Source organism: Burkholderia sp. Bmkn7 (genome assembly GCF_041103175.1).
Classification (GTDB): Bacteria; Pseudomonadota; Gammaproteobacteria; order Burkholderiales; family Burkholderiaceae; genus Burkholderia; species Burkholderia cepacia.
Genome location: NZ_JBGCUH010000002.1, coordinates 2,442,706 through 2,457,269 on the forward strand (window position 1 = coordinate 2,442,706; position 14,564 = coordinate 2,457,269).

Here is a 14,564-nt window from a genome sequence, read left to right on the forward strand (position 1 = left end):
CATGCGCGCGGCCGTTTCATTCGCGGCAATCCGGGGCCGCGCCGCGCACACGTCACCCCGATTACGCATCTCGAAATAACACCTGACAAAAGGGTTGACGCTTCGCACAGCGAGCCATTACCATCGCTCCCGTCAAATTACATGGAGTGTTCTGTGAACACCGATGCGAGTTGTAGTTGGTGCTTGACCAACTTGACTGCTGCCTGAGGAAAACGCGCAGAGCCTCGTCTTCTGCCGCATCCCGGGAAGCAGGATGCGGCGTCTTTCCAGCCTGACCACGGGCCGGATCTCCCGCCGAATTTTCGATGTTGTCGAATGCACGCGACGCGCCGTCGCGCGTGTGCGTTCGTGTTGCGCGCGGCGCCAGCCGCGTGCGCCCTCCGTTCGCGTGCCGTCCGGCCGCGCGCCCTCGTGCGTGCGCGGCTGCCGATCGCCCGTGCCGCCTATCCGCAACCGACAGGAGTGCAGATGAACTCAGACGACAGTAGTCGATTACCGCTCGCCGGTGCGACGCTGCGCATCGCCCCTCCGGCTGCGCCGCACGCGCCGGCGAGCGTTCCATCCATCACCGATCCACAGCCGATCGCGCCTGACGCGACGCGGCGGGGAGCGCTCGTGCGTCGATAACGTCACGGTCGCTCCCCGCCCGCCGCCTCGTGCGCAAGGAGCGACTCATGACGACACGACACAACACCTCGCAGAAGAAACAGCGCGGCTTCATCAAGACCGGCGCCGGCCAGCAGAACGAACCGCGCATCATGCGCGTCGCGCAGGAAGCGGCCCGTCCGCTCGAAGACACGCTGAAGGCGCTGCATACCAGCACGCGCGGCCTCACCTACGACCAGGCCGCCGATCGCCTGCAGCACTACGGCCCGAACGAAATCGCGCACGACAAGCCGCCGCACTGGACGCGCCAGCTGCTGCTTTCCTTCCACAACCCGTTCGTCTACGTGCTGCTGGTGCTGGCCGCCATCAGCTTCTTCACCGACGTCTGGTTCGCCGCACCCGACGATCGCGACTACGTCGGCATGACGATCCTGCTGACGATGGTCACGATCAGCGCGCTGCTGCGCTTCGTGCAGGAATTCCGCTCGCTGCGCGCGGCCGAGAAGCTGAAGGCGATGGTCCGCACGACGGCCACCGTGCAGCGTTCCGTGACCGATACGTCCGAGCCGGCGCGCCGTGAAGTGCCGATGCGCGAAGTCGTGACCGGCGACATCGTGCACCTGTCGGCCGGCGACATGATCCCGGCGGACGTGCGCCTGCTCGCATCGCGCGACCTGTTCATCAGCCAGGCCGTGCTGACCGGCGAAGCGCTGCCCGTCGAGAAATACGACACGCTCGGCGCGGTGGCCGGCAAATCCGCGAGCTCGCCCGCGGACGGTGCGGCGAACGACGCATCGGCATCGCTGCTCGACCTCGAGAACGTCTGCTTCATGGGCACCAACGTCGTCAGCGGCACGGCGACGGCCGTCGTCGTCGCGACCGGCGAAGATACGTACTTCGGCTCGCTCGCGCGCAACGTCGTGAGCCACAAGCGCATCGAGACGAGCTTCGACCGCGGCGTCGCAAGCGTGAGCTGGCTGCTGATCAAGTTCATGTTCGTGATGGTGCCGATCGTGTTCATGATCAACGGGCTGACCAAGGGCGACTGGCTGAGCGCGCTCACGTTCGCGCTCGCGGTGGCCGTGGGCCTCACGCCCGAGATGCTGCCGATGATCGTCAGCGCGAACCTCGCGCGCGGCGCGGTCGCGATGGCGCGCCGCAAGGTCGTCGTGAAACGCCTGAACTCGGTGCAGAACTTCGGCGCGATGGACGTGCTGTGCACCGACAAGACCGGCACGCTCACGCAGGACAAGATCATCCTCGAGCATCACCTCGACCTGTCGGGCCACAAGAACGAGGACATCCTGCGGCTCGGCTGGCTGAACAGCTTCCACCAGAGCGGCCAGAAGAACCTGATCGACATCGCGGTCGTCGCACGTGCCGACGAGATCGGCGAGCGCGTGAAGCCGCAGGGCTACAAGAAGATCGACGAACTGCCGTTCGACTTCGTCCGGCGTCGCCTGTCGGTCGTCGTCGAGGATACGCGCGGCACGCACCTGCTGATCTGCAAGGGCGCGGTCGAGGAGATGCTGGCCGTCTCCACGCACGTGCAGGATGAAGACGGCGTGCGTCCGCTCGACTTCGTCGCGCGCAAGCGGCTGCTCGAACAGGCCAGCGCGTACAACGAGGACGGTTTCCGCGTGCTCGTGCTCGCGACGCGCACGATCCCGCGCGGCGACGAGCGCGAGCAGTACCGCACCGCCGACGAACACGACCTCGTCGTGCGCGGCTTCCTGACCTTCCTCGACCCGCCGAAGGAATCGGCTGCGCCGGCACTCGCCGCGCTGCGCGAAAACGGTGTCGCGGTGAAGGTGCTGACGGGCGACAACCCGATCGTCACGATGAAGGTATGCCGCCAGGTCGGCCTCGAACCCGGCAAGCCGATCCTCGGCACGGAGATCGAAGCGCTCGACGACGCGACGCTCGCGCAGGTCGTCGAACGCACGACGGTGTTCGCGAAACTGACGCCGCTGCAGAAGGCTCGCATCGTCAAGGCGCTGCAGGCGAACGGCCACACGGTCGGCTTCCTCGGCGACGGCATCAACGACGCCCCCGCGCTGCGCGACGCCGACGTCGGCATCTCGGTCGACAGCGGCGCCGACATCGCGAAGGAAACCGCCGACATCATCCTGCTCGAAAAGAGCCTGATGGTGCTCGAGGAAGGCGTGATCAAGGGCCGCGAGACGTTCGGCAACATCCTGAAGTACCTGAACATGACCGCGAGCTCGAACTTCGGCAACGTGTTCTCGGTGCTCGTCGCCAGCGCGTTCCTGCCGTGGGAGCCGATGCTCGCGACGCAGCTGCTCGTGCTGAACCTGATCTACGACACGTCGCAGATGCTGCTGCCGTGGGACAAGATGGACCCCGAGTTCCTGAAGAAGCCGCGCAAGTGGGAAGCCGGCAACATCAGCCGCTTCATGCTGTGGGTCGGGCCGACGTCGTCGGTGTTCGACATCACGACGTACATCCTGATGTGGACGGTATTCGGCGCGGGTGCGATGTATCACCTGAACGGCGGTTCGGGCGGCCAGATCGTGATGAACTCCGGCTGGTTCATCGAGAGCCTCGTGTCGCAGACGCTCGTCGTGCACCTGCTGCGCACGCAGAAGATCCCGTTCCTGCAGAGCACGGCCGCGCTGCCGGTGCTGCTGTCGACGTTCACCGCGATCGCGATCGGCTGCTGGCTGCCGTTCTCGCCGTTCGCGGAGTCGCTCGGCTTCATGCACCTGCCGGGCACCTTCTGGCTGTGGCTCGCCGCGACGATGGTCGGCTATATCCTGCTCGCGCAGATCGTCAAGACGATCTACGTGCGCCGCTACAAGCAGTGGTTCTGATTCCGTTCGGATGACGATGTACCGGCCCGCGCAACGCGCGCGGGCCGGCCTTTCACGACGCTCTATCGGTAATCTGATGAAAAGAATCCTTCCGCTCGCCGCCGCGAGCGCACTCCTCGCACCATTCGACGCCTATCCGGCTCACCCGCTCGTCAGCGACGATACGGGCACGCAGGGCAATGCGAACTGGCAGTTCGAGTTCAACGGCGAGGAAACCTCGAAGCAGGAAGAAAACGGCCGCCACCAGCTATGGAACGCGACGCTCACGCGCGGGTTCGGCGAACACGTCGACCTCTACGTCAACGCGCCTTATACGCATCTGCAAACACGGACCGACGAGAACGGCGCGGGAATCGGCGATGTCGAGATCGGCATGAAATGGCGCTTCGTCGAACGCGGGCCGCTGTCGCTCGCGCTGAAACCGAAGGTGACGATGCCGACCGGCAACGACGGCCGCGGGCTCGGCACCGGCCGCGTCGGCACCGGCGCGACGCTGCTCGCGCAGGCCGACATCGCTCGCTTCTCGCTGCTTGCGAATGCGGGCCTCACTTACCAGCCGAATCGCCAGGGCGACCTGACGTCGATCTGGGCCGTGTCGGGCGCGGCGATCTACAAGGCGACCGACAAGCTGCAGATCGTGGCCGACATCGGCACGTCGCGCAACACGGAGCGCGGCGCCGGCGCGAATCCCGCATTCGCGATCGCGGGCGCGATCTATTCGCCGAAGCCGTGGCTCGATCTCGACATCGGCTACCGGCGCGGGCTGAACGACCAGACCTATCGTCATTCGGTGATGGGCGGCGTGACGGCGCGCTGGTGACACGCAGGTATGCGGCATCGAACCGCATACCGAACCGCCAGACGACGGGCCGCTTCCAGCGGCCCGTTTTTCATTGCGTGTCGTTCGCGCCGAACAGTTGCGCGCAAACGGCGCGCCCTTCGTCGGTCAGTGCGGCGCTGCCGGTGCCGTCTTCGTTCAGCGTCGTCGCACTCAGGCCGGCGGCGTCGAGCTGCGTCAGCACGCGGCGCAGCGTGCTCATCGGCAGTTGCGCGCGTTTCGCGATCTTCGGCAGCGACCAGGTCTTGCCGGCCGGATCGCTCGCGGCGTCGTTCAGCGTTGCGAGCGTCGCGACGAGTGCGGGATCGAGCGGGGATTCGTCGGATTCTGAGGTCATCGATTCGGTCCGTAGCAGACAGGTATTCATTCGCGCATTCAGCGCCGATTGCGGAGACTATATCGCTTCGTCCGTCAGGCGTCCTTGATCGCGGCACGCATGAACGACACGAAGCGCGTGGTCACGGGATCGTCGCGATCCGACCGCCACGCAAGCCCGACGCGCCACTTTGCATCCCGGCCATCGAGCGGCAGCACTGTCGCATCGCGCAGCAGGTACTGCGCGCGCGACGGAATGAATGCGACGCCGACACCGGCCGCGACCGACGTCAGCACCGACTGCACGTCCTCGGCCTGCTGCGTCACGTGCGGCACGAAGCGGCGCTCGACGCACCATCGATCGATCTGCGCGGCGAGCCCCGGGCCCCGCGCACGCTGAAGCGCGATGAAGCCGATCTCGTTGAGCACGTCGAGATCGGCCGGCACGCGCTTGAAGCCGAGATGCGGCGGCACCGCCAGCGCGAGCCCCTCGTCGATCACCTTGAATGACGACAAACCTTCGTCGGACGGCAGGCGCAGAAACCCGGCATCGAGCTTGCCCGCGCGCAGCCGGCGTGTCTGCTCGGACGACGACAGGTCGCTCAACGTGACCGCAATGCCCGGATTGCGGCGACGAAACTCCGCGACCCGCTTCGGCACGATCGTCAGCACCGACAGGCAAATGCCGAGCCGCAGATGCCCGCGCTGCCCGCTGGTCGCCTCCCGTGCGCGCGCGAGGATCTCGTCGGCATCGCGCACGAGCGCCTGCGCATCGGGAAGGAAACGCTCACCGAACGGCGTCAGCTCCGCGCCATGCCGCCCGCGCTCGAACAGCTTGCCGCCGAGGCTCGCCTCCAGCGCGCCGATCTGCTTGCTCAGTGCCGGCTGGCTCATGTGCAGCGCGTCGGCCGCGCGGCTGAAATGGCACAGCTCGGTGACGGTCAGGAACGTACGCAGCAGTTTCAATTCCATTCTTAAAAGGAATCGTAACGATTGAAACATTCATTTTACCGATCGAATGCAATGACGTTCAATACGGGCATGCCCTTCCCGGAACCGACTGTCATGCCCCTCGATCATGCCGCCGACTGCGTGGCCGACCAGCCGTGCGATACGGCCGTCGCGAACGAACGCACCGCCGCGGCCGATACGCGTGCGCCGAAACGTCGTGCCGAACGCAGCGACGGACGCAGCCGCCGTTTTCGCTTCGGCGATGCGCTCGACGACCCGCCGCCGCGCGTGGTAACGGGGTCGATCGCGATCAGTTTCGCGGTCGTGTCGCGGCGGAACTGGCCGCGTTAAGCGGTATCGGCCGCGCAAAGCCCCGCCATGTCGATCCGATACACGTTGTCGTCCGTGCCGACAACGTACAGCGCACGACCACGGCCGACCGCGCGTGCCACGCCCACCGGCGCCGAGCCACCATTCAGCATGCGATACGCGCGTACCGCCCGTACCTGGCCATCGGTGCCCAGACGCACGAGCTGCAACACGTCGCGATCGCCGTATGCCCCGCACAACAGCGCCACGCATTCACTGTGCTGCGTCTGGTCTTCCATCACCGCGAACGCGTGACTGCCCTTGACCGGAATACGCCATGACGCAACAGGCTGCCGGTCGCGCAAGTGGACGAGCGCGAATTCGCTGTAGTAATACAGCCAGACGTCGTGGTCCCCTTGAACGTTGAGCGCATAACAATCGTCGATCGGGCCCAGTCCCTCGGGCGGCGAGAACGCATGCAGCAGCTCGCCGCGCCGGCTCCAGGCGACCAGTCCGGGCGCCCCGACCGGCGCCTCCCAGCCGAAATTGCCGAAGACACCTTCGTCGAAATAGGACGTCCAGATCTCTCCCGTGCCCGTGACCTGCACGGACTGGATGCCGTCGCCCAGCAGTATTTCTCCGCAACGCGTGCCGTCGCGGCGATAGAGGCGGCCGTTCAGGTCGAAATCGTCCGGCCCGCGATAAGAGGATCGACAGCAGACCAGCAGCAGATCGTCTCCCACCGGCTGGATCTCGTGAATATCGAACGGTTCGTTGTCGACGACGAGATCGAGCAGCGTGTCGCCGTCCCGCCACGCAATCAAGCGATGGCGCTGCGCAGCCGAGGGGGTCGTGATCGCGAACGAAGCGCCGTCGGAGCGTGCGCGGTCATCGAGCGGTTCCAGTGCAAATGCCATGTACAACGCATCGTCCGCGCCGACGTTGAAGGCAACGAGTTCACCTGTCGCGGACAGGCTGTCGATCGATGCAAGCGGCAGCACGGGCAGCGCGTGCGGTTGGCGTGACATGGGTTCTCCTGACGATGAGCTCGCCATCTTGCCGGGCGTACCATCGTTTGTCACGCCGGCGCGACATATCGACGCAAAACGCGGCGCACCGCGGCGGCAGCCGGCAATACAGCGCGCCGACGGCCGGCTGCTATCGTCATCCTCCCGCGAACGACCTTATAATTTCCCGCACCCGCTGACCGCCCATGCATTCCGCGCCGCCACTTCGCGCGTGGAAAGGAGACTTTCGCTTGACCGGCCTCATCGCGCGCGTGCCTCGCGCCCGGACCACGCTGATCCTCGCCCTCTCGTTCCTGCTGCTCGCGTTCGCCGCGAACGCGTCCGCGCAGCGCGTGCAGCCGCATCGCACCGCGCAGGCCCACGCGCATCCGCACAAGAAAGCCGTCAAGAAGAAACCTCACCGCAAGCACAAGGCGGTCAAGCATCGTCGCCCGAGTGCGAAGCATCAGACGATCAAGCGTCACGCCGCCCCGGCCCCGCATCGCCGCGCGAAGCGCACGAACGCCGTCCGCCAGCGCCCGGCCGCTGCGAAACCGCGCCTGATGGCAAGCTGCGGCTACTCCCCGCGCGCGCTCAATACCCTGCATTCACGTGCGGCCTACGTGCTCGACGTCGACACCGGCACCCCGCTGCTGGCGCGCAACGCACGCAGCGTGCGGCCGATCGCGTCGATCTCGAAGCTGATGACGGCCGTCGTCGCGCGTGACGCCGACCGTCCGCTGAATGGCGTGCTGCGCGTGACCGCGCGCGACCGCGACACGATCAAGTTCACCGGCTCGCGCCTGCAGGTGGGCTCGGAACTGTCGCGCCGCGAGATGTTCCATATCGCGCTGATGTCGTCGGAAAACCGCGCGGCCGCTGCGCTGAGCCGCGACTATCCGGGCGGGCGCGCCGCGTTCGTCAACGCGATGAATCGCGAAGCGCGCCGGCTCGGCATGCACCATACGCACTTCCGCGAGCCGACCGGCCTGTCGCCGCACAACGTGTCGACGGCCGAGGATCTCGCGAAGCTCGTCGGCGCGGCGGCGCAGGACCCGCTGATCCGCTATTTCTCGACGGATACGTCGACCACCGTGCGCCCGGGCGACGGCGAGCTGGTGTACGTGAATTCCGACCCGCTCGTCCGCTACCGCCGCCTGCCGATCCGGCTGCAGAAAACCGGCTTCATCAACGAGTCCGGGCACGGCGTCGTGATGCGCATGCGTGTGAAGGGCCGCCGCGAAACGGTCGTGCTGCTCGGCGCACCGACGCGTGCGGGCGTCTCGAGCGATGCCATCAAGATCCATCGCTGGCTGTCCTGCTCGATCCAGTGAGCGCGCGGGCGGCCGGCGCATTCACCTACGGGAGCGCAGCCATGCAGGACGAATACCGCTTCAACGCCTTCGGCCGTCTACTCGCCGTCGTGCGCAAGGACGGCCGCTGGGCCGTGTTCGATCTCGGCACCGAAGGCAAGCGACGCGCGGCCAACCTGCACATTCCGTCCGCGCTCGCCGCCGACGAACTCGCGCAATACCTCGGCGACCTGCTGCACGAAAACGCGACCCCGAGATACAACGAGGTCGTACCGGTCCCGCTCCGCGGCGCGTAACCGAACACCCGGCCCTAGCTCGACCCGGCGGCCAATTCGACAGTTAAACTTGCAAGTTTAACTGTCGTGTTCTATGATCCGCCGCATGAACCCTCCACGCAAATCCGGCGTTCCCGCCGATATCGTCGCTGCCGACCTGACCCTCGCGGTCGGCCAGCTGATCCGCCGGCTCCGCTCCGCGATCGAATCCGACGGGCTCGGCATGTCCCAGACAAGCGCGCTCGCGCGACTCCAGCGGCACGGGCCGATGACGACCGCCGATCTCGCGCGCGCCGAAGCGATGAAGCCTCAATCGATGAAGGCGATTCTCGCGAGCCTCGAGGAAGACGGTCTCGTCGAGCGCGAACCGCATCCGACCGACGGCCGCCAGATCCTGTTCCGGCTGACCGCGGCCGGCCTCGACGCGCGGCTCAAGCGCAACGCCGCCAAGCACAAGTGGCTCGGCGCCGCGATCGAGCAGCTCGACCCCGCAGACATCGACACGCTCGCCGCCGCAATCCCGCTGATCCGCCGCATCGGCGAGCAGTGAACCCGGCCCGCGCGCCCCGCGGCATTCGCGCGCACGGCTTTCCTCGTCCCCTCCACGGAGCCCCCATCATGAGCGCAACCCGTCTCGACACGAACACGGCACTCGTCGTCATCGACCTGCAGAAAGGCATCGTCGCCCTCCCCACCGCGCACCCGGTCGCGCCGGTGATCGCCCACGCCCGCGAACTGCTCGACGCATTCCGCAGCCGCGGCCTGCCGGTCGTGCTGGTCAACGTCGCGGGCGGCGCACCGGGCCGCACCGAGCAATCGCCGCCCGTGGCGCAGCTCCCCGCCGACTGGACCGAACTCGTGCCCGAACTGAACCGCCAGCCGAGCGACCACGTCGTGACGAAGCGGACCTGGGGCGCCTTCACCGGCACCGGTCTCGACGCGCACCTGAAGGCAGCCGGCGTCACGCAGATCGTGCTGGCGGGCGTCGCGACGAGCATCGGGGTCGAATCGACCGCGCGACAGGCGCACGAGCTCGGCTACAACGTGACGCTCGCCATCGACGCGATGACCGACCTCAAGGCGGACGCTCACGTCAACAGCGTCGAGCGGCTGTTCCCGCGCCTCGGCGAAACGGGCACGACGCAGGACATCGTCGCGCTGCTCGACCGGCGCGGCGCGTGAGCGACCCACGCATCCAGCCGGCGCCGGGCCACGCGGCCGGCCGGCTCGATCCGTCGATCTGGAAAGTCAGCACGGTCGCGACGCTCGGCTCGCTGCTGTCTCAGCTCGATGCGACGATCGTCAACGTGTCGCTGTCGAGCCTCGCGACCGACCTGCATGCGAGCCTGTCGACGATCCAGTGGGTGACGAGCGGCTACCTGCTCGCGCTGACGCTGGTGTTGCCGCTGAGCGGCTGGCTCGTCGACCGCATCGGCGCGAAGGCGCTGTATCTGTGGTGCTTCTCGGCGTTCACGCTCACGTCGGCCCTGTGCGGGCTCGCGTGGTCCGCGCCGTCGCTGATCGCCTTCCGCGTGCTGCAAGGGGTCAGCGGCGGGCTGCTCGCGCCGATGGCGCAGATGATGATCGCGCGTGTCGCCGGCCAGCAGATGGCGCGCGTGATCGGCTATGCGGCCGTGCCCGTGCTGCTCGCGCCGATCCTCGGCCCGGTCGTGGCCGGCGCGATCCTGCAACATGCGTCGTGGCGCTGGCTGTTTCTCGTGAACCTGCCCGTCGGCGTGCTGGCGCTCGCGCTGGCCGCGCGGTTCCTGCCCGCCGACCGTAACGACGCGCCACGGCGCACGCTCGACTGGGTCGGCCTCGCGTTGCTGTCGCCGGGGCTCGTGCTGTTCCTGTACGGCATCGAGCGGATCAACGAAGCGCCCGGCATCGCGGCGATCGTCGTGTCGGCACTGTTGCTCGCCGCCTTTCTGCGGGTCGAGACGCGCAACGGCGACGATGCGCTGATCGACCTTGCGCTGTTTCGCGGCAAGGTGTTCGGCGCGGCCGCGTCGACGCAGTTCCTGTCGAACGGCGCGCTGTTCGCGGGCCAGATGCTGATTCCGGTGTTCCTGATCCAGGCCTGCGGGCGCACGCCCGGCGAAATGGGCTGGCTGCTCGCGCCGATGGGCCTCGGCATGCTCGTCACGTATCCGTCGATGGGCGCGCTGACGAGCCGGTTCGGCGTGCGCCGGCTGGCCTCGGCCGGCGCGTTGCTCGCACTCGCCGCGACGCTGCCGTTCGTGTTCCTCGCGCTGACCGGCTACGATCCTTACCTGCTCGTGCCGGCGCTGTTCCTGCGCGGCATGGGCCAGAGCGCGATCGGCGCGCCGTCGATCGCCGCCGCGTATGCGTCGGTCGAGCGCCGCAACCTGCCGATGGCGACGACCTCGCTCAATATCGTGCAGCGTCTCGGCGGCCCGACGTTCACCACCGTGTGCACGCTGTTCCTCGCATGGCGGCTGCAGGTCGAATCGGCGGCGGGCGGCGGCACGCCGGCGAACGCGTATGCGTGGGCCTTCGGCCTGCTTTGCGTGCTGCACGCGGCAAGCGTCGTCACGACGCTGCGCCTGCCGTTGTGGTCGGCCGGTGCGGGCGGGCAGCCGGCCGGCACCGCGCGCGCCGGTTCGCGCTGACCTTCGGGCGGCCGCACGACACGTGCGGCCGCCCCGCTACGGCAGCCACATCGGCACGATCGAGATCACGAGCAGCACGCCGAGCGCCGCATTCAGGCAGTGCCACTGCCGCTCCGTGCGCAGCACCCGCGCGAACAGCAGCCCGGCGAAACACCAGAGCGACAGCGACGCCATCGCGGCCACGCCGAACGCCAGCCCGAGCAATATGCCGAGGCGGGCCGGGCCGGACGCGAGCGCGGCAAACGACGCGGCCGCACCGAGCGTCATCGCCCAGCCTTTCGGGTTGTGCCAGAGCATCCAGACGCCGCTGAGAAATCCCTGCGGCCGGTGCACCTCCGCATCGAGTCGCGGCTTGCCGCCGCGCCCGATGCGCACGGCCAACCACACGAGGTACACCGAACCGACCGCCTTCATCACGAGTTGCAACGCAGGCAGCGCGAGCAGCACGCCGCCGAGCCCGGCCGCCGCCGCAGCGGCCATCGACGCCAGGCCGGCCGCGATGCCCGCCATCATCGGCAGCGAACGCCGGTAGCCGAAATGGGCGCCCGACGCAGTGGCGAGCGTCGTCGCGCCGCCCGGCGTCACGGTGGACACGATCACGAACAGCATCAGCGGCAGGTAGTCTCGGAACGGCACGGCAGCTCCCGGTTGGCGTCGTCGAAGCCCTGTTTTACGCGCGATCCCGCCATTACGACAGCGAAAGCTTTTTATGCCTGTCATTAGCGCTCATAATGCGTCGCATGGCACGTCATCTCGACCTCGCGCTGCTGCGCGCCTTCGTCACGGTCGCCGATCATCGCAGCATGACGGCGGCCAGCCGCGCGCTGCACCTGACGCAAGGCGCGATCAGCCAGCAAGTTGCACGGCTTGAAACGCTGGCCGGCCCGCTGTTCGTCCGCGAGCACCGCAACCTGCTGCTCACGGCGGACGGCGAGCGGCTGCTAGAGCAGGCGCGCCGGCTGCTCGCCGTGCACGATGCGCTGCTGGCCGACATGACGGCCGGCGCGGTCGACGGCACCGTGCGCCTCGGCGCGCCGCAGGATCTCGTCGGCACCTGTCTCGCGCCGATCCTGAAGGGCTATGCGCAGGCGCATCCGCAGGTCGCGCTCACGCTCGTGTGCGAGGCGTCGCCGGAGCTGCACCGGGGGCTCGCGCAGGGCGAACTCGACGTCGCGCTGATCGAGGCGCCGGTCGGGCCGTCACGCGGCGAGTGCATCGCCGTCGACCGCCTGGTCTGGGTCGGTGCGAAAGGCGGCACCGCGTACCGGAACACGCCGCTGCCCGTATCGATGGTCGCGCCGACCTGCGCGTTCCGCCCGACGGTGCTCGACGCGCTGCGCAGCTGCGATCGCGCGTGGCGTACCGTGTTCGAGAACGGCAGCATCGACGCCACCACCGCGACCGTGCGCTCCGACCTCGCCGTGACCGCATGGCTCGCGTCGACCGTGCCGGCCGATCTCGATATCCTGCCGGCCGGCAGCGGCCTGCCCGCGCTGCCGAACTTCGCGATCAACCTTCATCTGCCGCGCGGCCAGCACACGCCGGCCGCGACGGAACTCGCGCGCCACCTGCGCAACGGCTTCGCGCGCTTGCGTGCGGCCGCATAGGGCCGACGCTACACGGTGCCCGGCTCCTGCGGCGCCTGCGTCGTGCCGGCGGCCTCGAGCGCCTGGTGCAGCGTCGGGAAGATGCACGACGCGCCGACGATCTCCGTGATCCGGTGGCGATCCATGTCCGCGCGCAGGTAGCGGTTGACACGCCCGAACAGCACGCCGATCCCGCGCGCGTGCAGCATCCTGACGAGATCGGTCAGCGTGCGCGCGGCCGAATAATCGATATCGGTGACGGCCCCCGCATCGACGACGAACCAGCGCGCCGGCACCGGCGCCGCATCGACGAGCTCGGTCACTTCGGCGGCGAACAGGTGATCGTTCGCGAAAAACAGGTCGGAGCCGAACCGGTAGACGATCAGCCCCGGCGCCGTCATCGCCCCCCGCCGCGTGGGCACCGGCTGCCACCTTCCGTTCCCTTCGACCGGTTCGAGCACCATCGTGTGCGGCTGGTAGCTGTGGCGCACGTGCCGCATCAGCGACAGCGCGACGGCCAGCAGGATGCCGTGCTCGACGCCGACCGTCACGACGGCCACGGCCGTGACCAGCGCAAGCGTGAACTCGCCGGGGCTTTCCTTGCGTATCGCGGCGAGGCTGCGCACGTTGATCAACCCGAGCGCGATCGTGAACACGATGCCGGCCAGCACCGCATGCGGCAGATACTGCAGGTAGGTGCTGAAGAACAGCAGCACGACGGCGACGACCGCCGCAAACGCGAGATGCCCGATCTGACTGCGCACGCCCGCGCCGTCGGCCATCGCCGTCTGCGTCGGGCTGCCGTTGACGACGAACGCGCCGCCCACCGCCGCCGCGGCGTTCGCGGCCGCGAGGCCGAGGATGTCGGCATTGGTATCGATGTCCTCGCGATACTGCTGCGCGAACACGCGCGCGGCGGCCGCGCTCTGCGCAATGATCATCACGAAACACGACGCGGCGACCGGCACGAGATCGAGGAACTGCTGCCACGTGACGGACGGCCAGCGCAACGGCGGCAGCCCGCCCGCGACCGGCCCGAGCACCGCGATGCCGTGCGCGGCGAATCCGAACATGCCGCTCGCCGCGATGCTGCCCGCGACCGCGATCATCGGCATCGGCACGCGCGGCAGGAACCGCTTGCCGGCGAGAATCGCGACGACGACGAGCGCCGCGAGCGCGAACGTCGGCCGGTTCGTGTGGACGAGATGCGTGACGACGTAGTCGAGCTGCGCGAGGCTGCGCGACGCCGGGTACGGTACGGCCAGCCCGAGCATGTCGCCGAGCATCGCGATCGACACCTGCACGCCGACGCCGGCGAGAAAACCGACCAGCACCGTGCGCGACAGGAAATCGGCGAGAAAACCGAGCTTGAAGATGCGCGCGAGCAGCAACATCGCGGCGGTCAGCAGCGCGACCATGCCGGCCAGCGCCACGTATTCGGCGCTGCCGGCCGGCGCCATCGACGACAGCCGGCTCGCGAAGATCGTCGCGGTCGCGGAATCGGCGGCCACCACCAGATGCCGCGACGCGCCGAAGATCGCGAACGCGACGAGCGGCAGGAACACCGTGTAGAGGCCCGTGACGGCCGGCATGCCGGCGATGCGCGCATAGCCGAGCACCTGCGGGATGTCCATCGACGCGAGCGAAATGCCCGCGAGAATGTCGCGGACGACCCCGCCGCGGCGGATCGGGAGGATGCCTTTCAGCAGCCGCACGCCTGACGGGCGGCTTTCGTTGGAATCTTGCATGCGTGAAGTGCGTGAATACGGGGTGACGTGGTTCGCGAAGTCGTTCGCGCATCGTGCCCCTGGCAGGCATCGCATGGCAAGTGCGCGAAAACGGCACGTGTCGCTCACCGTCGACGGAGGGCCCGCGCGCCAAGGCGGACGGCACGTCG

The 14,564-nt window shown here is 68.1% G+C and carries 14 protein-coding genes; 9 read left to right on the forward strand and 5 right to left on the reverse strand.

The window, feature by feature from the left end:
- Window positions 1-674: 674 nt before the first annotated feature.
- Together mgtA and AB3K92_RS16830 are read left to right on the forward strand one after the other, a co-directional pair.
- On the forward strand, window positions 675-3,440 hold the full coding sequence (gene mgtA / locus AB3K92_RS16825; protein WP_081052774.1) for a magnesium-translocating P-type ATPase: 2,766 nt from the start codon (window positions 675-677) through the stop codon (window positions 3,438-3,440).
- A 76-nt stretch (window positions 3,441-3,516) separates the two neighbouring features.
- Window positions 3,517-4,260, forward strand: coding sequence for a transporter (locus AB3K92_RS16830; protein WP_048022477.1), 744 nt, complete (start codon window positions 3,517-3,519; stop codon window positions 4,258-4,260).
- Window positions 4,261-4,330: 70 nt separating this feature from the next.
- Here the strand turns inward: AB3K92_RS16830 and AB3K92_RS16835 are convergent, their stop codons facing one another.
- Window positions 4,331-4,615 (reverse strand): transcriptional regulator, encoded by a 285-nt coding sequence (locus AB3K92_RS16835; RefSeq protein ID WP_122982904.1) that lies wholly within the window; start codon window positions 4,613-4,615, stop codon window positions 4,331-4,333.
- Between the two features lie 74 nt (window positions 4,616-4,689).
- The gene (locus tag AB3K92_RS16840) at window positions 4,690-5,565 is read right to left on the reverse strand and encodes a LysR family transcriptional regulator (protein WP_021162050.1); all 876 of its coding nucleotides are present in this window, start codon (window positions 5,563-5,565) and stop codon (window positions 4,690-4,692) included.
- A 51-nt stretch (window positions 5,566-5,616) separates the two neighbouring features.
- Between AB3K92_RS16840 and AB3K92_RS16845 the strand changes: the two genes are divergently transcribed.
- Window positions 5,617-5,895 carry a hypothetical protein gene (locus AB3K92_RS16845; protein WP_059854141.1) on the forward strand — a complete coding sequence of 93 codons (279 nt, stop codon included), beginning with the start codon at window positions 5,617-5,619 and terminating at the stop codon, window positions 5,893-5,895.
- On the opposite strand, the gene AB3K92_RS16850 is transcribed toward AB3K92_RS16845, so the two are convergent.
- Window positions 5,892-6,881 carry a hypothetical protein gene (locus AB3K92_RS16850; RefSeq protein WP_369465462.1) on the reverse strand — a complete coding sequence of 330 codons (990 nt, stop codon included), beginning with the start codon at window positions 6,879-6,881 and terminating at the stop codon, window positions 5,892-5,894. The genes AB3K92_RS16845 and AB3K92_RS16850 overlap by 4 nt on opposite strands.
- Before the next feature lie 230 nt (window positions 6,882-7,111).
- Between AB3K92_RS16850 and AB3K92_RS16855 the strand changes: the two genes are divergently transcribed.
- The 5 genes from AB3K92_RS16855 (at window position 7,112) to AB3K92_RS16875 (ending at window position 11,081) form a co-directional block, all read left to right on the forward strand.
- Window positions 7,112-8,194: a serine hydrolase gene (locus AB3K92_RS16855; protein WP_369465463.1), complete on the forward strand. Its 1,083-nt coding sequence runs from the start codon at window positions 7,112-7,114 to the stop codon at window positions 8,192-8,194.
- A 41-nt stretch (window positions 8,195-8,235) separates the two neighbouring features.
- Window positions 8,236-8,469: a hypothetical protein gene (locus AB3K92_RS16860; RefSeq protein ID WP_021162054.1), complete on the forward strand. Its 234-nt coding sequence runs from the start codon at window positions 8,236-8,238 to the stop codon at window positions 8,467-8,469.
- A gap of 73 nt (window positions 8,470-8,542) precedes the next feature.
- On the forward strand, window positions 8,543-8,998 hold the full coding sequence (locus AB3K92_RS16865) for a MarR family winged helix-turn-helix transcriptional regulator (protein WP_081076235.1): 456 nt from the start codon (window positions 8,543-8,545) through the stop codon (window positions 8,996-8,998).
- A 68-nt stretch (window positions 8,999-9,066) separates the two neighbouring features.
- On the forward strand, window positions 9,067-9,630 hold the full coding sequence (locus AB3K92_RS16870; RefSeq protein ID WP_048022483.1) for an isochorismatase family protein: 564 nt from the start codon (window positions 9,067-9,069) through the stop codon (window positions 9,628-9,630).
- A complete protein-coding gene (locus AB3K92_RS16875) occupies window positions 9,627-11,081 on the forward strand; it encodes a DHA2 family efflux MFS transporter permease subunit (protein WP_059864022.1) in 1,455 nt (484 codons plus the stop codon). Before AB3K92_RS16870 ends, AB3K92_RS16875 begins: the two co-directional genes overlap by 4 nt.
- A gap of 36 nt (window positions 11,082-11,117) precedes the next feature.
- Here the strand turns inward: AB3K92_RS16875 and AB3K92_RS16880 are convergent, their stop codons facing one another.
- A complete protein-coding gene (locus AB3K92_RS16880) occupies window positions 11,118-11,717 on the reverse strand; it encodes a LysE family translocator (RefSeq protein ID WP_081061174.1) in 600 nt (199 codons plus the stop codon).
- A 95-nt stretch (window positions 11,718-11,812) separates the two neighbouring features.
- On the opposite strand from AB3K92_RS16880, the gene AB3K92_RS16885 reads away from it, so the two are divergent.
- Window positions 11,813-12,688 carry a LysR substrate-binding domain-containing protein gene (locus AB3K92_RS16885; protein WP_111998776.1) on the forward strand — a complete coding sequence of 292 codons (876 nt, stop codon included), beginning with the start codon at window positions 11,813-11,815 and terminating at the stop codon, window positions 12,686-12,688.
- Between the two features lie 8 nt (window positions 12,689-12,696).
- On the opposite strand, the gene AB3K92_RS16890 is transcribed toward AB3K92_RS16885, so the two are convergent.
- The gene (locus AB3K92_RS16890; RefSeq protein WP_369465464.1) at window positions 12,697-14,415 is read right to left on the reverse strand and encodes a SulP family inorganic anion transporter; all 1,719 of its coding nucleotides are present in this window, start codon (window positions 14,413-14,415) and stop codon (window positions 12,697-12,699) included.
- Window positions 14,416-14,564: the final 149 nt, after the last annotated feature.

Excerpts from the sequence above, each read along its gene's own strand:
- AB3K92_RS16890 (WP_369465464.1), bottom strand. The coding sequence starts at position 14,415 with ATGCAAGATTCCAACGAAAGCCGCCCGTCAGGCGTGCGGCTGCTGAAA.
- AB3K92_RS16850 (WP_369465462.1), bottom strand. The coding sequence starts at position 6,881 with ATGTCACGCCAACCGCACGCGCTGCCCGTGCTGCCGCTTGCATCGATC.
- AB3K92_RS16840 (WP_021162050.1), bottom strand. The coding sequence starts at position 5,565 with ATGGAATTGAAACTGCTGCGTACGTTCCTGACCGTCACCGAGCTGTGC.
- AB3K92_RS16870 (WP_048022483.1), top strand. The coding sequence starts at position 9,067 with ATGAGCGCAACCCGTCTCGACACGAACACGGCACTCGTCGTCATCGAC.
- AB3K92_RS16845 (WP_059854141.1), top strand. The coding sequence starts at position 5,617 with ATGACGTTCAATACGGGCATGCCCTTCCCGGAACCGACTGTCATGCCC.
- AB3K92_RS16830 (WP_048022477.1), top strand. The coding sequence starts at position 3,517 with ATGAAAAGAATCCTTCCGCTCGCCGCCGCGAGCGCACTCCTCGCACCA.
- AB3K92_RS16835 (WP_122982904.1), bottom strand. The coding sequence starts at position 4,615 with ATGACCTCAGAATCCGACGAATCCCCGCTCGATCCCGCACTCGTCGCG.
- AB3K92_RS16885 (WP_111998776.1), top strand. The coding sequence starts at position 11,813 with ATGCGTCGCATGGCACGTCATCTCGACCTCGCGCTGCTGCGCGCCTTC.
- AB3K92_RS16860 (WP_021162054.1), top strand. The coding sequence starts at position 8,236 with ATGCAGGACGAATACCGCTTCAACGCCTTCGGCCGTCTACTCGCCGTC.
- mgtA (WP_081052774.1), top strand. The coding sequence starts at position 675 with ATGACGACACGACACAACACCTCGCAGAAGAAACAGCGCGGCTTCATC.
- AB3K92_RS16865 (WP_081076235.1), top strand. The coding sequence starts at position 8,543 with ATGATCCGCCGCATGAACCCTCCACGCAAATCCGGCGTTCCCGCCGAT.